Genomic DNA, 21,174 nt, shown 5'->3' with positions numbered 1-21,174 from the left:
TTTAGTTTCTTGCTAAAACACGATCATATATATCTAAATATTGATTGACGATAATTTCCGAGTGAAAGTATTTTCTAGCACGGTTGTAAGCATTTTGTGAAAACTGCTTACGTAACGCATCATCCTGCAGTAATTGAACAGCGTACTCAGCTGCCTTATCGGTATCCCCTACATCTACAATATAACCAGTTTCATTATGTTCAATTACTTCTGGTATACCACCAGCTGCAGTACCGATACACGGCACTTTGCATGCCATCGCCTCTAATAGTACTAAACCAAAGCTCTCCTTCTCTGATAAAAGCAACTTTAAATCAGATATGGATAAAAGATCGCTAACGTTCTTTTGTTTACCTAAAAATAATACATCATCATTAAGTCCTAGAGAATCAACTAACTGGCACGTGTTGGAATATTCAGGTCCATCCCCTACGAGAAGAAGTTTTGCATCTATGTAGTGACTCACCTTTTTAAATGTTTGAATAACATCTTGGATCCGTTTCACTTTGCGGAAATTTGATATATGGATCAGTACTTTTTCATTTTCTTTAATTCCATATTCTTTTTTTATCCCAGATAATTCTTTCTTTTTGTATTCATTTTCATTAACAAAATTATATACCACATCGATATCCTTCGTTATGCCAAGCATTTCCTTTGTTTGTTTTACTAAACTGTTCGATACTGCTGTTACTGCATTAGATTGCTCAATTCCATGTGTTATCATCTTTTTAAAAGATTGATCTACACCTAAAACAGTAATATCTGTACCATGTAAAGTCGTAACTATTTTAACATCATGCTTGGCAATATCCCTCGCTAGTATCGCACAAATTGCATGAGGCATTGCATAATGGACGTGGAGAATATCGAGCTTTTCCCTATCGATAACCTCTGCCATTTTATTAGCTAATGCCAAGTCAAACGGAGGATACTGAAAGACTGGATAATGATTTAAATCCACCTCATGATAAACTATTAATGGATTAACTCTATTTAAACGAAAAGGTAGGCTGGATGTAATAAAGTGAATTTCATTACCTTGTTCAGCAAGTAACATTCCCAGTTCAGTTGCAATGACACCTGATCCCCCCACAGTTGGATAGCACGATATACCTATTTTCATCATTTATCTATTTCCTTTTGTTTATTTTGTTTTACGACTTCCCTCCATTGAAAGTCTCCGCGCTCCAAGGCGCGAATTAATATTTCTCCAGCTGCCAAATTGGTCGCCAGCGGAATCAAATGAACATCACAAAGTCGCATCAGTGCACTGACATCTGGTTCGTGTGGTTGAGCTGTCAATGGATCACGAAAAAAGATTACCATATCCATTTCATTGTTGGCAACCATTGCTCCGATTTGTTGGTCCCCACCCTTTGGTCCAGATTGAAATCGATGGATAGTAAGATTTGTAGCTTCCATTATTAAAGATCCCGTTGTTCCAGTAGCAAATAAGGAATGTTTTTTTAATACATGACTATAAGCAATACTAAAACCGATCATTGTTTGTTTTTTTCCGTCATGTGCTATTAATGCAATATTCATCTTTCTACACCTACCCCTACACTAATTTCTAACCCATACACCTTTTTTATTACTATTACTGTGGCATCCATTTATTTACTTTCTATTCCAACGATCTTTATCACGAGTCTCTATTTTAGTAATCGAACGATTAAAAGCATCAGATAAATCAATGTCTAATGAGTTAGCAAAACTAATCATTACAAATAACATGTCGCCTAACTCATCCTCAATCGCCTTTTCCTGTTCTGAATCTTTCTTAGGTTTTTCCCCATAAAGATGGTTAACTTCTCGTGCCATTTCGCCGACTTCTTCCGTTAATCTTGCCATTTGAGCTAAAGGGGAAAAGTATCCAGTATTAAATTGTGAAATATAATCATCCACGCGTTGTTGCATTTCCGCTGTAGTATACATTTTTTTATTCGAAGACAAGTTGTTATTCCTCCAATTAAAGTTTTAACTTCCTTTATGTTAGCTAAAAGGCTCTAATTTGACAAATTATTAAACTGCACAATCCACTGAATATTGTTCGATTGGTTAAAATTGACTATACTAGTAAAAGTGTGTTTGCGTGAAATGCTTAAGAAAGAAAAGGAGGATTTAGCTATGATTTTTGGTATAAAAATTAAAAACGTTATCTTTATTTTAATTGGTTCAGCAATATTTTCATTTGGACTTGTGCATTTTAATATGCAAAACAACCTTGGAGAAGGTGGATTTACTGGTATCACACTATTGATGTATTTCTTATGGGGATGGGATCCTGCCATAACAAATATTATATTAAATATTCCCGTCTTTTTAATAGGTTGGAAATTCCTGGGCAGAAACACATTCATTTATACGATTGTTGGCACGCTATCTGTATCCTTATTTTTAGCAATTTTTCAAATTGAACCCTTTCAGATGAACCTGCAATCCGATATGACCTTAGTAGCATTATTTGCCGGTGTATTTATTGGAGTAGGCTTAGGAATCATTTTCAGATATGGCGGAACCACTGGGGGAGTTGATATAATTGCGCGGCTTGTCCATAAATATGTTGGATGGAGTATGGGTAAAACCATGTTTCTGTTTGATTTAGTGGTAATAGCAACTTCAGTTATTACCTATCTGGAGTTGGTTGAAGGCATGTACACATTAGTAGCTGTTTATATAGGTGCCCGCGTAATTGACTTTATCCAAGAAGGTGCATATTCAGCACGTGGAGCAACCATAATTTCAAGTAAAAGTGATGATATTGCTAAAATCATCATCAAAGATATGGATCGTGGAGTAACCGTTTTAGCAGGAAGAGGAAGCTTTACAGGTGAAACCCGAGATGTTTTATATTGCGTGGTGGGAAGAAACGAAATAGTACGTTTAAAAAATGTTATTAAAAGTATTGACCCTCATGCCTTTGTAGCGGTAAGCTCTGTTCATGATGTTGTAGGTGAAGGATTCACATTAGACGAAAATAAAAACCCTATTATGGATTAAAAATCATTAGAAAACTTGGCTTATCGCCAAGCCTTAATGGCGAAAGCCTTAGTTGCACTTATGCAGTAAGAAAGGATTTATACTTTCTTAACTGCTTAGAAAAAGGATGGCAAATTTGCCATCCTTTTTGATATTCATTATTCATTACTTGCTGTATACATTAAGATAAATCGTACTAATTCTGCAAGAGCAACTAATGCTGCTGCAACATAGGTTAAAGCGGCTGCATTAAGAACTTTCTTCGTATCACGCTCTTCATTGTTATTAATAACGCCAGTCGATACTAACTGTGTCATTGCTCTACTGGAAGCATTAAACTCAACAGGTAATGTTACGAATTGGAAAAGAACTGCTGCTGAGAAAAAAACTATTCCTAATAATATTAGGTTACTCATTCCAAAAAGAAAGCCACCGATGATTAAAAACATCGACATGTTTGAACCAAGGTTAGCGACTGGTACTAATGCGTGTCTAAATCGCAAAAATGCGTAAGATTCAGCGTCTTGAATTGCGTGACCCACCTCATGTGCTGCAATAGCTGAAGAAGCCATTGACTGCCCGTGGTAATTACTACTGGATAAGCGTAAAACTTTCTTTCTTGGATCATAGTGATCAGATAAAAAACCACGCGTTTCTTCTACTTGTACATCATAAATACCATTATCATTTAATATTTTTCGAGCAACCTCTGCTCCAGTCATATGAGAAGATGTTGCTTTTTTTGAAAACTTTTTATATGTTCTTTTTACTCTAGATTGCGCCCAAATTGGGATGATCATTAACAAGGCAATATATACAATATATCCACCAAGTGACATTTTCATTCCTCCATAATATAATATATCTTTCTAAGGTCAATTTTAGTCAAAAATGAGGAATAAGTCAACTGTTTGAATCCCTTTTTTGACGTTTTTTTTCCTCCTTATACTTTATCCAACTAACATAGGCCAATACCACTACAATTGTTCCCCCAACAGCAAGTATAACCCAAAAGAAAGAAGTCATGCTTTGAACGAGATTCACTATCGATGCATAAATAACACTTCTCATATGTGATCAACCTCTCGCAGACATTTATTAATAAATTTATGTTAATAAACGAGAGGATATAACTAGATTTATTAAAGTGCGTGTTCAAAAAGTCAACAAATTAGAAACAAGAAGTTCAAGGCGCGAAGATTTTGAGGACCTGAACGTATGCTTTTAATATGTGAGGACCGGAAAAACTGCGCAACGAAGAATTCGCCGTTTATCATTTGGTGACTTTTTCAACAGCCTCTTAAAGGGTTTGCTTGTTCTTATTTTTAATCGTTAACATATAAGCAATGTAAATCGATAAAATACTTAACCAAAAAGTAAAATAGCCAATTTCATTCATATACGCATTAAGGGAGGAATATGTCGGCATCATTCCATAGACATAATCAATTATATCATTATGTAACGTCCATATTGCTGCGATTACAATGTGACGTAGCTTAATTCGATAATACGGGGCATATAATAAACCTTGAATTGCCATAGCACCATGTGAAGCGATCAACATATAGCCTTGCCAACCAATAGAACCATCAACAATTATGGTGAAAACATTCATAACTACAGCCCATACACCATATTTAAATAAGGTGATAATGGCAAGTGCTTCTATATAAGGAACATTTTTCTTGAATAAGAAAAAAAAGATTACAATTGTAAAGAAAAGACTTGCAGTCGGGCTATCTGGTACAAATATAAGAAAGATATCTGGGGTTATGGCAAGCTGATAACGATACCAAATATATCCATATATTGTTCCGAATAAATTTACAACAAATAATAAAAGTAAAAATAGTTTATCACGCAGTATGTATTGAATCATGTCAAAAGTCCTCTCTTTTACAATACTAAATAAGTAAAAAGACACCTTCACCAATTATGTTGGCAAAGGTGTCTTATATAACTATGCAGTCACTTATTTAGCTTCTTCATTAACGGATACGATAAATTCTGCTAATGCTTCTAGCTCTTTATCTGTACCTTTAAAAACTCCAGCAGGCATTGTTCCAATACCTTCCTGGGCAATTTTCATGATTTCTTCTTTTGAATAGTCAATTCCTATTAATGATGGTGCCGCAGCTCCACCTTGAAGTGAATCTCCGTGACAAGTCATACAGTTACTTTCAAAAACTGCATAACCAGGATTTTCTTTATCAATTTCAGTTGTAGGAACTGGCTTATTTGCTTCGGCACGAGCTTCCCAATCTACATGAGAAGCGGATTCCCAAGTCAGTAACATAACCGATGCAAGACCTAAAACCATCATTGCAACTGCAATCGGTCTTTGGTGCGGTCTGCGACCTGGTCCGCGATCTAAGAATGGTGCCAATAGTAACCCACCGAATGCTAGTCCAGGGAGAATAATGATACCAAACAACGTATATGGTCCACTTGCGAAGTCATATTTTAAAAGTTCATATAGAAATAAGAAATACCAATCTGGCAACGGAATATAGGTTGCATTTGTTGGATCAGCTACACCTTCAAGCGGCGAAGGATGTGCCAATACTAAACATAGAAACCCAACTAAAAATACAGCACCAACTAACCACTCTTTTAACAAGAAGTTAGGCCAGAAAGCTTCCGTTCTTCCAGGATACTCAGAATAATCTTTAGGCATATTCGGTTTACGATCGGAGGATATACGAGAATCTCCGACAAACTTCATTCCTTTACCCTTATGCACAGCTTTCCCTCCTTTTTATAGTGGTCCAGAAATTCCTTGCTTACGAATTAACAAAAAGTGAGCGGCCATTAACCCGAACAATCCAGCTGGTAAAAAGAATACGTGAATTGCAAAGAATCTTGTCAATGTTTGCGCTCCAACAATACTTGGATCACCTGCTAGTAATGTTTTTAATTGTTCGCCAATAAATGGTACTTGCTCAGCGATATTTAGTCCAACCTCTGTTGCAAAATAAGCTTTGTTATCCCAAGGTAATAAGTAACCGGTAAAACCAAGGCCAAGCATAACAAAGAATAATAATACTCCAATCATCCAGTTAAGTTCACGTGGCTTTTTATATGCGCCTTGGAAAAATACGCGCAAAGTATGTAACAAGAGCATTACGATAACAACACTAGCACCCCAGTGGTGCATTCCTCGTACTATTTGACCATGTGCTACCTCTGTCTGTAAGTAGTATACAGATTTCCAAGCATTTTCTATATCTGGAACATAGTACATGGTTAGGAACATTCCAGACAAAATCTGTATTACTGTCACAAAGAACGTCAATCCGCCGAAACAATATACAAAAGCTGAAAAGTGATGTGCGGGATTAACATGTTCTGGTACTTCATGGTCTGCAATATCACGCCACAAAGGCGTAATGTCTACACGTTCATCAATCCAATCATACATTTTCTGTAGCATTTTTTACGCCTCCCCTCTCGGATGTGCATTACCTAAATACAACATACCATTTTCAACTTTTGATTCGTAAACATCAAGCGGTGCTAATGGAGGTGTGTTAGGTACATTGACGCCATCCTTTGTATAACGGCCAGCATGACATGGGCAGTAGAATTGGTCTGGATACTGTTCGCTACCTTCCCACGAAACAACACAACCTAAGTGTTTACATATTGGGGAAAGTGCCACGATATCACCATTATCATTTTTATAGACCCAAGCTGACTTACTAACTTGCGACTCATACCAAGCATCTACTTGATCGACTTTCCAATCTACACGCTGCGGCTCATTTGTAATATCATCGACGGCAAGATTTATATTAGCTAAGTCTCCAGAAGATGATTTCTTTAAAATTGGATCAACAGCCATTCCTAACATTGGGACAAGCATACCTGCTGCCATAAAACCACCTACACCAGTAAGTGTATAATTCAGGAATTGTCGACGGGATACTTGTTGCTTTTTTTCGCTCATGATTTTCCCCCCTCTTTCATTTAATCACGGACATTAATAAATTTAATCAGATTACTAGGACATTACCATAATAGCGCAAACTGCTTGTTCGGTCAATATGTATCCAAAAATGTTAACAAAAGATACACTTAAAACTAGCCGTTTTCTTATCTAGCCTGTGCCTCTGTTTTCATGTCTAGCTACGACTCCTAGCGACTAGCAGAGAGGCCGCTGAAAAAGTTAAATATAGTACAAAATATGTGGATCTACCATCGCATCTTCGAATATACTGCGCTTTCCGCGGGCGAGTGTCGAGCCTCCTCGGACTGCCGTCCTACGGGGTCTCGCCGATCTCTTGCTTCCCGCAGGAGTCTCCGTATATTCGAGATGCTAAGTTAAGGTGAAAAGTTAAATTTTTAAAATCCACCACTTTTTCAGTGGCCTTACTAGCAGATAGTTGGGCCTATTAAAAGTACGGAAAGTACACCGTACATTTCACATTCCCTTCTATCTGTATGTAGCTGAACAGTCGTCTCCGCTTTTCATTATTCCATTGTTTCCCAATAAGATCGTATTAATTCATTAATTTGTGTCACTTGATCATGGATAACACTGTGCATTTCCTTTGCATACAAATCACCTGATTGTAACCCCGGCAACCATAAAAGCGTTCCATTTAGCATAGATTCGTGTTTTTTCCATTTTGAATCGAACGTAATAAAGAAGGTGTGATTAAAGGGTTGACTGGCTACATCTTCTACCCACTCATTTAATCTAGCAACTTCCTGCTGCTTGTCCGCATTTTTTAAATACGTATAATTCGGCGTCAACATAACCCTACCCGCTAAATCTCTTTCTATTTGGTTAATAAATATAGAAAGGGCCTCACCTTGAAACCCGCTTTTAGGCAGTTCCGTATCATTCGACAAATGAAATGGTGTTAGGGGTACGATTGTAGTATCTACATATTCTTTTGCTTGTATGTATTGTAATAAATCTTTTTTTACCCATTGCATGTCTTAACTTCCTTTCTATTCCCGAATTCACAGTATCTTATTAAATTTTATCTCATTTACGCAAAAAAAATCAACCTATTGCTTCAACAATTTAGGTTGATCTTCATTAATAGTTTCAAGTTTATGTAATTTATTCGTAAGTTTCATAAACATTTGCTGGTCATTTATATCAAGACTGTAATCAATAGCTTCTTGTATTTTTTTCTTTTCACGATCATACACTAGCTTTTTTAGAAGTTTCTTTGCGTTGTCTTCATCACTTTTAGTAATATAAAAGTCTTCAGGTATAAAAGGGTTATCCTCTAATACCGCGACATAGGATGCATTTTGAATGGAATTGTGAAAATTCAACTGTACATAGAGCGCTTCTTCTCTATTCATTCGTATATCATGAAAGGATTTCTCAGCATCTGTAGTAACTAAATGGTTTTTATAAAAACGAAACGGTGCGTCATCCGAACATTGACTAGAAATTATGATACCCCTTGGACAGAATTTCGCCTCTCGAATAAAATGTACATTATTTAAGAGGTTATCGTGATTAACCAAATAATTTAAAATCCAAACACTTTCACGTTTCTTTAGTTGATAATGATTTAAAAACCATTCAATAAATGCTTTTTTATCTTGAATGGAGATAGGAGCTTGCATAACTTTTTCCTCCCTCATTATATCTATACTAAATCTCAGTAGATTGAATTAAGCGGCCCAAATATTCCTCAACATCAGTATCCAACGGTTGGATTTCTAAATACTCTGAGAAAACACTTATAGCTTTTTTTATTCTCCCCTCCTCGGTTAAAAAATAGCCATATTCTTTTAAGAAATCACTGTCTTGACTTAGTCTATTGTATGCTTCATTGTACTGATTTAATGCATCATTATATAATTCTATTTTATTAAATGCACGGGCGAGTTCCCAATCGTAAAGAGGATCATCAGCACCTAATTTTTTTATTTCGACTATTAATTCGGGTATTTCTTCATATTTTTCTTGAATCTTTAACATTTCAATTAAGAATAGCACAGCCTCTTTATAGTCAGGATCAAGGGCAACAGCTTCACGAATGTATTTTTCACTTTCATCACTTTTATTTATTTGATGTGCTAAATTAGCAGCATAAAAATAAAGCTCTTTATTAAAATCGTCAAGCTGTAATCCTTTATTGATGGTCTCATATGCCTCATTTGTACGTTCTTCTGTTTCATATGCTTTGGCAAGTTCATAATAAACAGAAAGGTAATGAGGATCTATCTCTATAACATGCTCCCATGCTTTTATAGCAATATCATTTCGATTGGCATGTGCTGCGGTAAACCCATATTTGAACAGTGTATCAGGATTTTCGCTTTCTATCTCTTGGAAATAGGTTAATGCAAGTTCATATTCACCAGACGCTGCATAAGCTTCAGCAAGACGATCGTTTATAGAGATATTGGCTACTTCATTTGTTTTAGGAAGAATTCGCTCATAGAACGTTATCGCTTTTTGATATTCTCCCGTTGAAAAAGCGAGCTCAGCTAACGCAAAATCAACAAGCGCTTCTTCAGGATCAAGTTGTTTTGCAGCTAATAACTTCTGTTCTGCAACTTCAAATAAACCCTGAGCTTGATAAAGATCTGCCAGTTGAATTAGTGCTGGTAAATAGGCTGGATCATCTGTCTTGATTTCATTCAATAAGTTAATTGCTTTTTCATCATTATCAAGTTCAATATAGATATCCGCAAGCATCACGCGTAATTCACTTTCATCTGGGTATTGTTGTAATAGATCCTCCAAAATATAACTTGCTTCTGGATATATTCCCCATTGTATATATAATTCGGCAATCGTAAATTTTTCATCCTCATCTGCTGTTGGGAGGTGCTTTTCTAATAGATCTATTGCCGCTTTTGTTTTGTTGTTCTCCATTAAATGAACTGCTTCCATGATTGTTTCCATCTATACATCCCTCCTAAGCGAACTGCTAGTACTACGATACCTGACATGATTTTAGCCAAGTAATTTTTCTAAATCCTGAAAAAATCCAGGATAGGAAATATCAATGCTTGAATCGTCATCAAGTATAACTTCATCTCTGGTAATTAAGGAAGCAATTGAAGCCATCATTGCGATACGATGATCATGATAAGCCGAAACCTCTCCACCTATTAATTGTGTTTTGCCGTGTATAATCATGCCATCTTCTGTTCCTTCAATAGATGCTCCTAGTTTTGATAAAACATCAACAACTGCATGAATTCGATCAGTTTCCTTGTACCGAAGTTCCTGTGAATCTTTTATTATCGTTGTTCCGTTTGCTTGTGTGGCTAACAAAGCTATAATTGGAATTTCATCGATTAAACGTGGAATGACGTCCCCTTCAATCAATGTCGCTTCAAGCTCCTTGTAGGAAATCGTAATATCGCCAATTAATTCACCGTTTATTGCAACAACGTTGGTTATTTCGATATTAGCTCCCATTTTCTTGAATACATCAATTATCCCTGTTCTTGTCTCATTTAATCCCACACGTGAAATCGATAGTTTGCTATTAGGAACTATTGCAGCACCTACAAGTAAAAATGCAGCAGATGAAATATCACCAGGCACTGTTACATTTGTTGCTTTAAGCTGCTTATTACTTGTGATTGTAGTTGATAATTCATGCTTTACTATATCTGCCCCAAAAGCCTTTAGCATATGTTCCGTGTGATCGCGTGTAGGCGTTATTTCACTTATTTTGGTACTATTATTTGCAAATAAACCCGCTAAAAGTAGTGCAGACTTAACCTGGGCACTTTTAACTGGTAATTTATATTGAATACCAGATAACTGTCCCTGATCAATGGTTAAAGGCAATACATTTTCTTCACCCTTAGCTTCAATTTTAGCACCCATTTCGCGTAAAGGGGAAACAACTCGATTCATTGGCCTTTTCGACAGCGATTCATCACCGGTTACATATGTTTGGAAGGGTAAACCTGCAAGTACTCCTAATAATAGTCTAGCTGTTGTACCAGAGTTTCCAAAATACAACTCATTACTAGGCTTTTTTAAAGCATTTACTCCCTTTCCATGGATGATAAGATTTGTCTCATTCTTCTCTATTGTTACACCCATTGATTTGAAAACGTCTATCGTACGCATGCAATCTTCACCATCTAGAAAATTGGACACTTCTGTTATTCCGTTTGCCATTGATCCAAAGATTACAGCACGATGTGAAATAGATTTATCTCCTGGTACCTCAATTACACCAGATACTACACCCTTTTGTGGGGATAACTTCTTTTCTGCCATTTATAATCACTTCCTAATTTTTCATCATCTTATTTATAAAATTTTCCAAGTGTTTCTGTATATCCTCATCATTTAATTCTACAAGAACTGGATTACCGATTTCTTTTAAAAGTACCATTTGTACATGATTGTTTGAGACCTTCTTGTCCGACTTCATACGACTTAGTAATTTTTCACTATTAATTTCATCTAACACAAGTGGATAGCTATTAAGGTTTAACCATTTTCGAAGGGTTTCTACAGGTAAACAATTGGAAAAAACTGCATTACTTACGTCCATAGCAAACAGCATGCCAATTGCAACAGCCTCTCCGTGTGTTAACGTACCATAACCATATTCTGATTCAAGTGCATGTCCCAGCGTATGACCAAAGTTAAGAAATGCGCGGATCCCTTTTTCTTTTTCATCTTCCTGCACAAAGTGGGTTTTTATTTTGATTCCCCGAAAAATATGATCCCTTAAACTAGCATTCGTTACTTGATTGAGCTTTTCCTGCATGACATCCTCAAATAATTCTTTGTCTGCAATCAACGCTTCTTTTACTATCTCTGCATAGCCGGACCGAATTTCTTTTGCTGGTAATGATTGTAATGTTTGGATATCATAAATAACCGCTACCGGCGGATAAAAATTTCCAATCAGGTTCTTCCCTAATGCATGATTAATTGCAACCTTACCACCAACACTGCTGTCATGCGCTAAAATGGTCGTAGGAGCTTGGATATAATCGATGCCTCGCATGAATGTTGCTGCAACAAAACCTGCTAAATCTCCTACAACACCCCCACCTAGAGCGATAATGAGCGATTGTCGATCAAGTCCATATTCGATGGCCTGTGTTTGCAATTGATAATACGCCTCGATACTCTTTGATTGTTCACCTGCTGGAATAACGGTATGAAAAACTTTAGGATGACTTGCAAGGCTTTCTTTAACATCTTCTAAATATAAATTAGCTACTCGTTCGTCCGTAACAATAAAAATCGCTGAATAGTCTTTTGATACATACTGGTTAAATTGATGTCGAATATTTTCTAGAATATGGATAGGATATTTATTTACACTTGTTTCTACATCCAATTGTGCCATTAAAAACACCTAAGTTCCTCTCGGTAATCTTTTAATGCCCGTTGTAGCGTCGGAAATTGATCAGATGGAAATTGCTCTGTAATAGCTTTTGCTAGCTCGAATGCAACAACGTGTTCCATCACCACAGATGCTGCTGGTACTGCACAGGAATCCGACCGCTCAATACTTGCATTGAATGGTTCTTTTGTTTCTATATCAACACTTTGTAATGGTTTATACAGTGTAGGAATTGGTTTCATGACTCCTTTTACAATTATTGGCATCCCAGTAGTCATTCCACCTTCAAATCCGCCTAGATTGTTCGTTTTTCTATAATATCCAATCTCTTTATTCCAAGCAATTTCGTCATGGACCTCACTACCATTCCTTCTAGCAGCTTCAAATCCCATTCCAAATTCAACACCTTTGAATGCATTAATACTCGATACACTTCCCGCGATACGTGCATCTAGCTTTCGATCATAATGGACATAAGAACCAACTCCAGCTGGCATTCCCTCAACATATACCTCTGCTACTCCACCAATCGAGTCACCATCTTTTTTTGCATAATCAATAGCATCCATCATCTTTTTCTCAACGTTTTTATCTAACGTTCGTACCGGTGATGCTTCAGAAATATTTTGACGTTCCTGTATGGTTAATTCTTCAACCTCTTCAGCTTTTATTCCTGCAATCTCTCTTACATAACCCGATACTTCAATCCCTAGTTGTTTTAAAAGTGTTTTAGCTACTGCTCCTGCAGCTACTCGAGCAGCTGTCTCACGTGCAGAAGAGCGTTCAAGAACATTTCGCATATCCCGGTGCCCATACTTGAGTGCACCATTTAGATCAGCATGACCAGGTCTTGGTCTAGAAACGACTCGTCTAATTTCACTATCATCATCCAATGGATCATCACCCATAATATCTGTCCAATGCTTAAAGTCATCATTATGTATAACTAAAGAAATAGGTGATCCTAATGTATACCCATGCCTTACACCACTTGTTACTTCTACCAAGTCTTTCTCAATTTGCATTCGTTTACCTCTGCCATGTCCTTTTTGTCTACGTAGTAAGGAATGATTGATATCTTCCTTTGTAAGTGGCATATGTGATGGTAAACCTTCAATAATTGTCGTCAATTGCTTTCCATGTGATTCTCCTGCAGTTAAATAGCGCATTAGGAGCCCTCCCTTTATAATAATAGTTTCTACTATACCATAACAAATTCATTATGTAATAAAGTATTTAAAATATTTACTAATAGTTAAAAGACGGTTAAAAAACTCCTGCCAAAGGACAAGAGCTATTTCTTTTGATAAAAAAACGTGGCTATTAATGTAAAGTTATATGTTTTCGGGGTAAATATTTGCTCTGTACTCCCAACAAATAGAACACCATTATTCACCAAAAGTTTACTAAAGTTAGCATAGATGGCTTCTTTATTCTACTGACACTTCGAAACTCTACTGTTCAGAAGCATGTAAAGAAAGCCCCCGTCAGTAACGGAGGCCATTTCTATTAGTAAATCCAGTCGCTATCCTGTTTAACATAAGAAGTCAATTCGTTTTCACCAAAAAATAATTTAAGCTCTCTTTCTGCACTTTCTGCAGAATCAGAACCATGAATAATATTTTTTCCAACAGTCATCCCGAAGTCACCACGAATTGTACCAGATACAGCTTCTAGTGGATTCGTTTTCCCCATCATATCACGTGCTGATGTGATTACATTTTCACCTTCCCATGCCATCGCAAAAACTGGACCAGATGTAATGAAGTCAACTAATTCGCCAAAGAATGGGCGTTCTTTATGTTCGCCGTAATGAGTTTTAGCTAAATCGTCTGAAATAACCATAAGTTTAGCTCCTACTAATTTAAAGCCTTTGCTTTCAAAACGTCTAACGATTTCTCCTACAAGGTTACGTTGTACACCATCTGGTTTTACCATTAAAAATGTTTTTTCCATTTCCTACACCTCTTCTATTATGTATGTTGTTAGTATTCAATCAGCCGCCCAATTTTATCAAACTTTTTGGGAAATGACAATGTATTTATGAACGACGTCTGCCGATATACGTTGCAATCCCAATCAACGATTGTTTCGAACGATGATCAGGAAGCTTATCTAAGACATGGAGCGCTTTACGTAAATACATATCACTTACCTGATATGAACGTTCTATTGCATCTGTTTGTTTCAGTAATTTAATTAATAGACGCATTTGTTCTTCATTTACTGATTTTGAACCAGTAAATGTGTTTTTTACTAATGAATTAAAAGCCGGATATTTCATAGCATAAAGTACTGGAAGCGTTACGTTACCTTGCAATAAATCATTTCCGGCTGGTTTACCTAATTCTTTTTCGGATGAAGTGAAATCAAGGATGTCATCAATTATTTGATAGGACATACCAATATAATAACCATATTTAAATAACCGGTTTGCATCTTTTTCTTTAACGCCTGCAGCGATTGCACCAAGTTTACAGCTAGTCGCGATTAATAATGCTGTCTTTCTTCTTATTCTACGTAAGTATGTACGCATGGATTGATCCCAAACATGTTTATCTTTAATTTGTTCTATCTCGCCGATGCAAACTTCTACTATTGTTTTGGCCAAAGTCTGATGCGCCTGTTTTTCTTTCAAGGTAGTAATGATTTCTAGCGACCGGGCAAGTAAATAATCACCAGTATACATGGCAACTTTATTGTCATATTGTTTCTTGATTGTTGGTCCACCTCGACGTATTTCTGCATCATCAATAACGTCATCATGAACAAGTGAGGCCATATGAATTAATTCTATGGAAGTAGCAACAATACTCATCCGTTCAATATCATAATTACCAAACTGTCCTCCTAAAAGGACAAAAACCGGTCGAATTCTTTTTCCACCAGCCATAAGCAAATGAGTAGATGCTTCCCTTAAAACGGGATGATCAGCTTGTATTACTTTATCTACAGCTTTTTCTATATAATCTAGATCTTTTTTTAAATAATTATATGTTTTTGCTAATTTCATGCCATTCACCTTTTAACATTCACGGACTTTTAATCACTATTCTTTTCCTTAAAACCCATATGCATTGCTGCCACTCCGCCTGTATAACTTTTCATCCGAACATGAGAAAAACCTGCTTGAAAGAACATCTTTTGAAGCTCCTCTTTGTCGGGAAAGTCCTTAGCAGATTCATGTAACCATGCATATTCTTTATAGCTTTTTGCGATTAACCTACCAAATAAAGGCATTACAAATCGGAAATAAATGTAGTAAAGCTGTCTATACCCAACTAAAGTAGGTTGTGATGTTTCTAGACATACAACTTTTCCACCTGGTTTTACAACACGATACATTTCCTTTAATACCGTCATATAATCGGGTACGTTTCGTAATCCAAAACCAATAGTAACATAATCAAATGAATTATCCTCAAACGGAAGCTCCATAGCATTACCTTGAATAAATGTAAGTTGCTTCAATCCAAGCTCATTTTGTTTTTCTTTTGCTACTGATAACATATTATGGCTGAAATCGAGACCATGAACCATGCCGTTTGGACCAGTTTCATTCGCAATTGCGATTGACCAGTCTCCTGTTCCACAACATATATCTAGAGCCTTGGTATTTTTAGCTACTTGCATGCGTGTCATTACATCTTTGCGCCAAGCTTTATGGCGTTGAAATGATATGATGGAATTCATTGAGTCATAATTGGTATAAATTTTCTCAAAAACATGGTGTACACGTTTTTCTTTTGATTGTTGTTGCATGTTTCACCCTTCTTTTGCTATGGATGTATTATTCTCAATAATGTCACCTACTATTTTCTTTAAATCATTTTTTAATTCCGCGTATTGAATAGGAATATCATTGATATATTTTTCAATAGACTTGATTTTTTCTTCAATGATTGACTCAAGTTTAGTAGGTAAATCTTGCCTAGAGCCTCCCAAAGTCACTAAATTAGTAAATACCGACGAACTATCATTACTTATTAACAAATGCTTTTCGCGTAATAAAATAATTAAACTAATAATATGTTCAATAAGGGCTAGTTCTGGTAAGACCTGAACCTCTTTTAGTATACGTGAGATTAACAATGATTCAATTTTCATCAATAAATCGATAGCTTCATCCACTGAGGTTATTTCATTATAATAAAAGCGCATTTTATATTCATTTATTTCTTTAATCGCAGTTGCAAGGATATGTATTACTTCAAAGTCTTCCGTTTCAGAAAGAAGTGAATAAAACAAACCACTATAATAATCACCCGCTAAGACCATCAGTTGTCGTTTTTTCTGACTTATACTACTTTCGTTCCTATCATTTTTAATTGGAACTATTTCGTGTATGTCTAAGGCCAATTGTACAAATATAGTAGATAATATATATCGTTCTTTCGTTGACTGTGGCAAATTAGATTGCTTCATGATGGTATACAAAAGTACTAACTTCGTCTCATCGATTGCTGGCTTTTGAATAATTTCATCTACATAATCGTGTTGTATTTTATCTTCAATCAATGACCGGAGTTTATTAAGCTCCACGTTAGAAGTTGGCAACATAATCACCTAAACCTTTTCATCCATACTTTATTCACATTTGATATTATAGCACACTTTATGTGACCAATCATAGCAAACGCAATGTTTTACCAAGTCAATTTATTCCTCATTACTAATTTCGCCATGACTGGTTTGTATGATGGCTTTACCTCTAACTTTAACTGCGGAGGTGTGCTCTGTAAACTGTGCAATCATGACTTCGTTACGATCTAGTTTTTCAGAATGATGAAAGCGAGTATCAGATCCACGCGTTAAACCAATAACATTCACACCATCTTCTAAGGCTTTAATCACAAAAAAATCATTCTTATCTACTGGGTTTCCCATAAGAATCCTCCTCGTTTATGTACTAATTCTATCACGTAGTTAAGCAAGTATGCCAACAGATAGAAGAGAAATTAAAAAAGGGTGCGAGATACGCACCCTTTTCACCCTATGTACAAGTATTATTTAACACTTTCCTTTAGGGCTTTACCTGGTTTGAAAGCAGGTACTTTACTTGCAGGAATTTCGATCTCTTCTCCAGTTTGTGGATTACGACCTTTACGAGCTGAACGCTCACGTACTTCAAAATTTCCAAATCCAATTAACTGAACTTTCTCACCGCTTTTAAGTGAATCCATGACAGATTCAAAAACTGCGTCTACAGCTTTTGTAGCATCTTTCTTAGAAAGTTCGCTTTTATCAGCAACTGCATTTACTAAGTCTGTTTTATTCATGACATTCACCTCCTCCCAAAAATATTTCATTCGACATTGGAATAAATAACTTGTATCTCATTATTTGACCAATTTGCCATCAATTATACTTTGTGCCAACATTTTCATGTATGACAAGGCTTATATTAACCGAGATTGCTTTAAAATTCAACAATAAGTACGCAATTTCTCGATATTTATTTGTTATTTGGCCCATATTTACCAGTAAATGCGAGTAAAATTTCCATTTATTGTAAATTTGTCCAAGCCGCGGTTAAGCCCTTACCAGCGCGCTTTTCAATAACAAAGTTTATTACTTACTAAAAGATATACGACACAAACTATTATTTTCCTGCTGTTGTGGTTAACTTTTTTATATAAAAGACTATTTTTCATTTTTTAGATGGTTGCCTTCAGCACAAAAAAAATAGCAGCCATATTGCGCTGCTATAGGATTATAGCGATAAGACCGCCAGATCCTTCGTTTATAATTCGTTCTAATGTATCTTTTAACTTATATCGTGCATTTTCAGGCATCAATGCAATTTTTGCTTGGATCCCTTCTCTAACAATGGAACTAAGCGATCTTCCAAATATATCAGATTCCCATATTGATAATGGGTCTTCCTCAAAGTCTTGCATTAGGTACCTGACTAATTCTTCGCTTTGTTTCTCAGTCCCAATGATAGGAGCAAATTCAGATTCTACCTCTACTCTAATCATGTGAATTGATGGGGCTACTGCTCTTAATCTAACACCAAACCTAGATCCCTGTCGTATGATTTCTGGTTCGTCCAGTTCCATATCCTCAAGTGATGGAGCCGCTATTCCGTATCCAGTTTGTTTTACCATCTTTAACGCACCTGATACATTATCATATTCTCGTTTCGCATGAGCAAAGTCCTGCATTAATTCCAGCAAATGATCTTTACCTCTAATCTCTTCGCCAACAATTTCCTTTAGGATTTGATCATATAAATATTCGGGTGCATGTAAATCAATTTCGGCAACACCATCACCAAGTTCCATCCCAGCCAAATTAGCCTTATCAATATATTCATATTCATCAAAGTTTCCAACAATATGATCTACATCTCTAAGTCTTTTAATACTTTTAACAGTTTCTTGAATGGCCTCTTGGTAATTTGCACGCAACCAATGGTCTTCTTTCAGTACCATTACCCAGCTTGGAAGGTTAACATTTACTTCCAGTACCGGAAACTCGTATAATGCTTCTCGTAGAACATTGTTTACATCGTGCTCCGTCATGGTCTCAATATTCATCGCTATTACTGGGATATCATGCTTGTCAATTAGTTCTTGTCGCATGCGTTCTGTTTCTTGACTTGTTGGTCTTAGTGAATTAACAACCATTATGAATGGTTTTCCAACTTCTTTTAGTTCTTCTACAACCCGTGACTCAGCATCTACAAAATCATTGCGCGGTATTTCGCCAAAGGTTCCATCTGTGGTAACAACCACTCCTATTGTGGAGTGTTCTTGAATTACCTTTCTAGTTCCGATCTCTGCCGCATCATGAAATGGTATTGGATCCTCATACCAAGGAGTGTGGATCATTCTAGGGCCGTCTTCATCCTCATATCCTTTTGCACTATTAACCGCATATCCAACACAGTCTACCAGCCTGACATTAACGTCTAGACCTTCATCCACTTCAATACTTACAGCCTGATTCGGTATAAATTTAGGCTCTGTGGTCATAATCGTTTTACCTGCAGCACTTTGTGGCAATTCATCTTGTGCTCGTGAGCGATCACTTTCCTCTTGAATGTTCGGTAAAACAACCAGTTCCATAAATTTCTTTATGAACGTTGATTTACCTGTCCTTACCGCTCCCACAATGCCTAAATAAATGTCTCCGTTTGTCCGTTTCGAAATATCTTTAAAGATATCAATTTTTTCCAAACGATCCCCTCCCAATTTCCTTAACCAATTAATCATGAACAACATACGTATAATTGACATTACAAGTCTATGATGTTGTCCTATCAAATTATGACTTAAATCATAAAATAATTATTAAGTATGTTGTATGTATAAGAAACTAGTTTCTATTGAAATAAAAAATAACCCCTTGTAACACTTTATGCTACAAGGGATTATTTATGATTAAATTTATTATTCAGGAGTCATGTAGACTGGTTCTCCATCTTTTACAGTGTAAGGATAAGAATACACTGGTAGGAATGGTGTATTTTCAGCCAGTAGATAACGAATATCATCACCTGTTTTATAGGAATGATCATATTTTTTTAGTGCTTCATATAAATCTGTACGGTAGTCTACGTATAAATTTCCATCTGTATCCATGATTATTGGAATATTTTTTTGCGAATATGGACTAACGACGTATGGTTCATGTTCAAAACCAAGCTCTTCATAATCTATTTTATATAAATGATTTGTAATAGGTTGTCCGAAGGGTGGATATAGGTTTTCATTTCGATACACTTCTAATTTAACTGCCACTTCACGAAGCGCATCTGATACCCTCAAATCAATCAGCTTAACGCGCGGGTTTTTTTCAGGTGTTAATAATACATACTGATAGACTCCACCGTTTTCATATGCGGTTCCGGGTATTTCTCCAAGTAGACCCTTTTCCTGTAAAATACTGAAGTTAATTAAGTATTTACGAAAAATGGGTGTATCGTTATCTGTTGTTTTAATGGGTACTAATCCTTGATTTTTTTCTCGATAGGTGTCTACGGCTGATTGAACTGTTTCTAATTGTTGCTCATTTGGCACTTGGTTTTTAGTTAATTCATTCTTAGGGTATAAACACCCACTAAGTAAAAAAATCAAGAAAACAGCGCCTATGGCACGTATATATCTATATTTCATGTATAAATCCTCCTAAACCATTTACCCCGTTGGTCCGCTTAGCACAATATAAACTATTATGATACTTCCTAACAGTAAACTTATGTATGCGATAGTTGCTACAATACCAGCAAACCATCCTGTTAGTTTATATCTACTAAGCAAAATTAGGCCGATTGCAAAAATCAAAAGTCCCATACCAACAAAGGATATATACATTTTTAGCATGGAAGTCGACATATCGTTCCCTCCTAAAAATTACGGTTATTGAATGCCCACCATATTATAACATACGGGAATAATAGATCAGTCAATCGTTTTTGACTAAAATTAAACAAAATAAACGACCGAGATGAAGAGGGCAGGCTCCATCTCAGTCAGACTAAATAAAATCCTTAGCAACTTTATCCATGAATGCTTGTGCGATTTATATTATGCGAGCTCACGATTTTTTGCATCATCACTTGCCCATGAAAACTACTTTTTAAAAAGTTTATTCAACGATTGCATATCCACAGGCATATTATTTTTAGTTATAGATTGTACAATTTTGTCCTCTTTTTCTTTTGATATTGGTTTATTCGCCATTCGTGCCAATTGTCTAATTAAGTTTCTGACTGTTTTTTCATCAGAAAAATTGGCATGCTTAACAGAGTCTGCAACCTTGTAAATATCTTCTTGCTTAATATTAGATTTCTTTTGTATATTGTTAAAAAGATTATCTTTAAAATTACTCACACGCTTTCCTCCTTGCAATGTTTAGTCAACAT

Annotated in this window: 26 protein-coding genes and 1 pseudogene; 1 reads left to right on the top strand and 26 read right to left on the bottom strand. The window is 36.0% G+C overall.

The window, feature by feature from the left end; genetic code table 11:
* Nucleotide 1 precedes the first annotated feature (1 nt).
* The 3 genes from bshA to CFK40_RS11130 form a co-directional block, all read right to left on the bottom strand.
* Nucleotides 2-1,129, bottom strand: coding sequence for an N-acetyl-alpha-D-glucosaminyl L-malate synthase BshA (gene bshA / locus CFK40_RS11140; RefSeq protein ID WP_089532374.1), 1,128 nt, complete (start codon nucleotides 1,127-1,129; stop codon nucleotides 2-4).
* The gene (locus tag CFK40_RS11135; RefSeq protein ID WP_089532373.1) at nucleotides 1,126-1,548 is read right to left on the bottom strand and encodes a methylglyoxal synthase; all 423 of its coding nucleotides are present in this window, start codon (nucleotides 1,546-1,548) and stop codon (nucleotides 1,126-1,128) included. The genes bshA and CFK40_RS11135 overlap by 4 nt, the downstream gene beginning before the upstream one ends.
* 75 nt (nucleotides 1,549-1,623) lie before the next feature.
* The gene (locus tag CFK40_RS11130) at nucleotides 1,624-1,941 is read right to left on the bottom strand and encodes a nucleotide pyrophosphohydrolase (protein WP_089534364.1); all 318 of its coding nucleotides are present in this window, start codon (nucleotides 1,939-1,941) and stop codon (nucleotides 1,624-1,626) included.
* Nucleotides 1,942-2,133: 192 nt separating this feature from the next.
* On the opposite strand from CFK40_RS11130, the gene CFK40_RS11125 reads away from it, so the two are divergent.
* Nucleotides 2,134-3,006 carry a YitT family protein gene (locus CFK40_RS11125; RefSeq protein ID WP_193433324.1) on the top strand — a complete coding sequence of 291 codons (873 nt, stop codon included), beginning with the start codon at nucleotides 2,134-2,136 and terminating at the stop codon, nucleotides 3,004-3,006.
* A 137-nt stretch (nucleotides 3,007-3,143) separates the two neighbouring features.
* Here the strand turns inward: CFK40_RS11125 and CFK40_RS11120 are convergent, their stop codons facing one another.
* The 23 genes and pseudogenes from CFK40_RS11120 to CFK40_RS11015 form a co-directional block, all read right to left on the bottom strand.
* Complete coding sequence (locus CFK40_RS11120; protein WP_089532372.1) at nucleotides 3,144-3,824, bottom strand: zinc metallopeptidase; 681 nt, start codon at nucleotides 3,822-3,824, stop codon at nucleotides 3,144-3,146.
* A gap of 64 nt (nucleotides 3,825-3,888) precedes the next feature.
* Nucleotides 3,889-4,056: a sporulation protein YpjB gene (locus CFK40_RS11115; RefSeq protein WP_089532371.1), complete on the bottom strand. Its 168-nt coding sequence runs from the start codon at nucleotides 4,054-4,056 to the stop codon at nucleotides 3,889-3,891.
* 229 nt (nucleotides 4,057-4,285) lie between these two features.
* A complete protein-coding gene (locus CFK40_RS11110) occupies nucleotides 4,286-4,867 on the bottom strand; it encodes a lipoprotein heptaprenylglyceryl N-acetyltransferase LhaT (RefSeq protein ID WP_089532370.1) in 582 nt (193 codons plus the stop codon).
* 93 nt (nucleotides 4,868-4,960) lie between these two features.
* Nucleotides 4,961-5,731, bottom strand: coding sequence for a menaquinol-cytochrome c reductase cytochrome b/c subunit (locus CFK40_RS11105; RefSeq protein WP_089532369.1), 771 nt, complete (start codon nucleotides 5,729-5,731; stop codon nucleotides 4,961-4,963).
* Nucleotides 5,732-5,746: 15 nt separating this feature from the next.
* Complete coding sequence (gene qcrB / locus CFK40_RS11100) at nucleotides 5,747-6,421, bottom strand: menaquinol-cytochrome c reductase cytochrome b subunit (RefSeq protein ID WP_089532368.1); 675 nt, start codon at nucleotides 6,419-6,421, stop codon at nucleotides 5,747-5,749.
* A gap of 3 nt (nucleotides 6,422-6,424) precedes the next feature.
* Nucleotides 6,425-6,937, bottom strand: a complete 513-nt coding sequence (locus CFK40_RS11095; protein ID WP_089532367.1) for a QcrA and Rieske domain-containing protein — start codon at nucleotides 6,935-6,937, stop codon at nucleotides 6,425-6,427.
* Nucleotides 6,938-7,461: 524 nt separating this feature from the next.
* Nucleotides 7,462-7,932 (bottom strand): DUF2487 family protein, encoded by a 471-nt coding sequence (locus CFK40_RS11090; protein ID WP_089532366.1) that lies wholly within the window; start codon nucleotides 7,930-7,932, stop codon nucleotides 7,462-7,464.
* 75 nt (nucleotides 7,933-8,007) lie between these two features.
* Nucleotides 8,008-8,583 (bottom strand): ReoY family proteolytic degradation factor, encoded by a 576-nt coding sequence (locus CFK40_RS11085; RefSeq protein ID WP_089532365.1) that lies wholly within the window; start codon nucleotides 8,581-8,583, stop codon nucleotides 8,008-8,010.
* A 28-nt stretch (nucleotides 8,584-8,611) separates the two neighbouring features.
* Complete coding sequence (locus tag CFK40_RS11080; protein ID WP_089532364.1) at nucleotides 8,612-9,874, bottom strand: tetratricopeptide repeat protein; 1,263 nt, start codon at nucleotides 9,872-9,874, stop codon at nucleotides 8,612-8,614.
* 51 nt (nucleotides 9,875-9,925) lie between these two features.
* Entirely contained in the window at nucleotides 9,926-11,215 is a 1,290-nt protein-coding gene (gene aroA, locus CFK40_RS11075; protein ID WP_089532363.1) for a 3-phosphoshikimate 1-carboxyvinyltransferase, read from the bottom strand.
* A gap of 13 nt (nucleotides 11,216-11,228) precedes the next feature.
* Nucleotides 11,229-12,305, bottom strand: coding sequence for a 3-dehydroquinate synthase (gene aroB / locus CFK40_RS11070; protein ID WP_089534362.1), 1,077 nt, complete (start codon nucleotides 12,303-12,305; stop codon nucleotides 11,229-11,231).
* Nucleotides 12,305-13,471 (bottom strand): chorismate synthase, encoded by a 1,167-nt coding sequence (gene aroC / locus CFK40_RS11065; RefSeq protein ID WP_089532362.1) that lies wholly within the window; start codon nucleotides 13,469-13,471, stop codon nucleotides 12,305-12,307. Before aroC ends, aroB begins: the two co-directional genes overlap by 1 nt.
* Before the next feature lie 125 nt (nucleotides 13,472-13,596).
* A pseudogene (locus CFK40_RS21330) lies at nucleotides 13,597-13,734 on the bottom strand (CheR family methyltransferase); the annotation flags it as partial.
* 77 nt (nucleotides 13,735-13,811) lie between these two features.
* Entirely contained in the window at nucleotides 13,812-14,258 is a 447-nt protein-coding gene (ndk, locus tag CFK40_RS11060) for a nucleoside-diphosphate kinase (RefSeq protein ID WP_089532361.1), read from the bottom strand.
* A gap of 85 nt (nucleotides 14,259-14,343) precedes the next feature.
* Nucleotides 14,344-15,315: a heptaprenyl diphosphate synthase component II gene (hepT, locus tag CFK40_RS11055; RefSeq protein ID WP_089532360.1), complete on the bottom strand. Its 972-nt coding sequence runs from the start codon at nucleotides 15,313-15,315 to the stop codon at nucleotides 14,344-14,346.
* A 29-nt stretch (nucleotides 15,316-15,344) separates the two neighbouring features.
* The gene (locus CFK40_RS11050; protein WP_089532359.1) at nucleotides 15,345-16,064 is read right to left on the bottom strand and encodes a demethylmenaquinone methyltransferase; all 720 of its coding nucleotides are present in this window, start codon (nucleotides 16,062-16,064) and stop codon (nucleotides 15,345-15,347) included.
* Nucleotides 16,065-16,067: 3 nt separating this feature from the next.
* Nucleotides 16,068-16,862, bottom strand: coding sequence for a heptaprenyl diphosphate synthase component 1 (locus CFK40_RS11045; protein ID WP_152640123.1), 795 nt, complete (start codon nucleotides 16,860-16,862; stop codon nucleotides 16,068-16,070).
* A 99-nt stretch (nucleotides 16,863-16,961) separates the two neighbouring features.
* Complete coding sequence (gene mtrB, locus CFK40_RS11040; protein ID WP_089532357.1) at nucleotides 16,962-17,189, bottom strand: trp RNA-binding attenuation protein MtrB; 228 nt, start codon at nucleotides 17,187-17,189, stop codon at nucleotides 16,962-16,964.
* A 119-nt stretch (nucleotides 17,190-17,308) separates the two neighbouring features.
* Nucleotides 17,309-17,581 (bottom strand): HU family DNA-binding protein, encoded by a 273-nt coding sequence (locus CFK40_RS11035; RefSeq protein WP_089532356.1) that lies wholly within the window; start codon nucleotides 17,579-17,581, stop codon nucleotides 17,309-17,311.
* Between the two features lie 426 nt (nucleotides 17,582-18,007).
* Nucleotides 18,008-19,486: a stage IV sporulation protein A gene (gene spoIVA, locus CFK40_RS11030; RefSeq protein WP_089532355.1), complete on the bottom strand. Its 1,479-nt coding sequence runs from the start codon at nucleotides 19,484-19,486 to the stop codon at nucleotides 18,008-18,010.
* A 213-nt stretch (nucleotides 19,487-19,699) separates the two neighbouring features.
* A complete protein-coding gene (locus CFK40_RS11025) occupies nucleotides 19,700-20,425 on the bottom strand; it encodes a hypothetical protein (RefSeq protein ID WP_089532354.1) in 726 nt (241 codons plus the stop codon).
* Between the two features lie 21 nt (nucleotides 20,426-20,446).
* A complete protein-coding gene (locus tag CFK40_RS11020) occupies nucleotides 20,447-20,644 on the bottom strand; it encodes a DUF2768 domain-containing protein (protein WP_089532353.1) in 198 nt (65 codons plus the stop codon).
* A 237-nt stretch (nucleotides 20,645-20,881) separates the two neighbouring features.
* Nucleotides 20,882-21,142 carry a stage VI sporulation protein F gene (locus CFK40_RS11015; protein ID WP_089532352.1) on the bottom strand — a complete coding sequence of 87 codons (261 nt, stop codon included), beginning with the start codon at nucleotides 21,140-21,142 and terminating at the stop codon, nucleotides 20,882-20,884.
* Nucleotides 21,143-21,174: the final 32 nt, after the last annotated feature.

It is taken from the genome of Virgibacillus necropolis (assembly GCF_002224365.1).
Taxonomy (GTDB): domain Bacteria; phylum Bacillota; class Bacilli; order Bacillales; family Amphibacillaceae; genus Virgibacillus_F; species Virgibacillus_F necropolis.
Note: the sequence above shows the minus strand (reverse complement) of the source record. Positions and strands in the feature narration are given on the sequence as shown.

What these genes read in the sequence shown, in the direction of transcription:
- bshA (WP_089532374.1), bottom strand. Translation starts at nt 1,129, where the DNA reads ATGATGAAAATAGGTATATCGTGCTATCCAACTGTGGGGGGATCAGGT.
- CFK40_RS11135 (WP_089532373.1), bottom strand. Translation starts at nt 1,548, where the DNA reads ATGAATATTGCATTAATAGCACATGACGGAAAAAAACAAACAATGATC.
- CFK40_RS11130 (WP_089534364.1), bottom strand. Translation starts at nt 1,941, where the DNA reads ATGTATACTACAGCGGAAATGCAACAACGCGTGGATGATTATATTTCA.
- CFK40_RS11125 (WP_193433324.1), top strand. Translation starts at nt 2,134, where the DNA reads ATGATTTTTGGTATAAAAATTAAAAACGTTATCTTTATTTTAATTGGT.
- CFK40_RS11120 (WP_089532372.1), bottom strand. Translation starts at nt 3,824, where the DNA reads ATGTCACTTGGTGGATATATTGTATATATTGCCTTGTTAATGATCATC.
- CFK40_RS11115 (WP_089532371.1), bottom strand. Translation starts at nt 4,056, where the DNA reads ATGAGAAGTGTTATTTATGCATCGATAGTGAATCTCGTTCAAAGCATG.
- CFK40_RS11110 (WP_089532370.1), bottom strand. Translation starts at nt 4,867, where the DNA reads ATGATTCAATACATACTGCGTGATAAACTATTTTTACTTTTATTATTT.
- qcrB (WP_089532368.1), bottom strand. Translation starts at nt 6,421, where the DNA reads ATGCTACAGAAAATGTATGATTGGATTGATGAACGTGTAGACATTACG.
- CFK40_RS11095 (WP_089532367.1), bottom strand. Translation starts at nt 6,937, where the DNA reads ATGAGCGAAAAAAAGCAACAAGTATCCCGTCGACAATTCCTGAATTAT.
- CFK40_RS11090 (WP_089532366.1), bottom strand. Translation starts at nt 7,932, where the DNA reads ATGCAATGGGTAAAAAAAGATTTATTACAATACATACAAGCAAAAGAA.
- CFK40_RS11085 (WP_089532365.1), bottom strand. Translation starts at nt 8,583, where the DNA reads ATGCAAGCTCCTATCTCCATTCAAGATAAAAAAGCATTTATTGAATGG.
- CFK40_RS11080 (WP_089532364.1), bottom strand. Translation starts at nt 9,874, where the DNA reads ATGGAAACAATCATGGAAGCAGTTCATTTAATGGAGAACAACAAAACA.
- aroA (WP_089532363.1), bottom strand. Translation starts at nt 11,215, where the DNA reads ATGGCAGAAAAGAAGTTATCCCCACAAAAGGGTGTAGTATCTGGTGTA.
- aroB (WP_089534362.1), bottom strand. Translation starts at nt 12,305, where the DNA reads ATGGCACAATTGGATGTAGAAACAAGTGTAAATAAATATCCTATCCAT.
- aroC (WP_089532362.1), bottom strand. Translation starts at nt 13,471, where the DNA reads ATGCGCTATTTAACTGCAGGAGAATCACATGGAAAGCAATTGACGACA.
- ndk (WP_089532361.1), bottom strand. Translation starts at nt 14,258, where the DNA reads ATGGAAAAAACATTTTTAATGGTAAAACCAGATGGTGTACAACGTAAC.
- hepT (WP_089532360.1), bottom strand. Translation starts at nt 15,315, where the DNA reads ATGAAATTAGCAAAAACATATAATTATTTAAAAAAAGATCTAGATTAT.
- CFK40_RS11050 (WP_089532359.1), bottom strand. Translation starts at nt 16,064, where the DNA reads ATGCAACAACAATCAAAAGAAAAACGTGTACACCATGTTTTTGAGAAA.
- CFK40_RS11045 (WP_152640123.1), bottom strand. Translation starts at nt 16,862, where the DNA reads ATGTTGCCAACTTCTAACGTGGAGCTTAATAAACTCCGGTCATTGATT.
- mtrB (WP_089532357.1), bottom strand. Translation starts at nt 17,189, where the DNA reads ATGGGAAACCCAGTAGATAAGAATGATTTTTTTGTGATTAAAGCCTTA.
- CFK40_RS11035 (WP_089532356.1), bottom strand. Translation starts at nt 17,581, where the DNA reads ATGAATAAAACAGACTTAGTAAATGCAGTTGCTGATAAAAGCGAACTT.
- CFK40_RS11025 (WP_089532354.1), bottom strand. Translation starts at nt 20,425, where the DNA reads ATGAAATATAGATATATACGTGCCATAGGCGCTGTTTTCTTGATTTTT.
- CFK40_RS11020 (WP_089532353.1), bottom strand. Translation starts at nt 20,644, where the DNA reads ATGTCGACTTCCATGCTAAAAATGTATATATCCTTTGTTGGTATGGGA.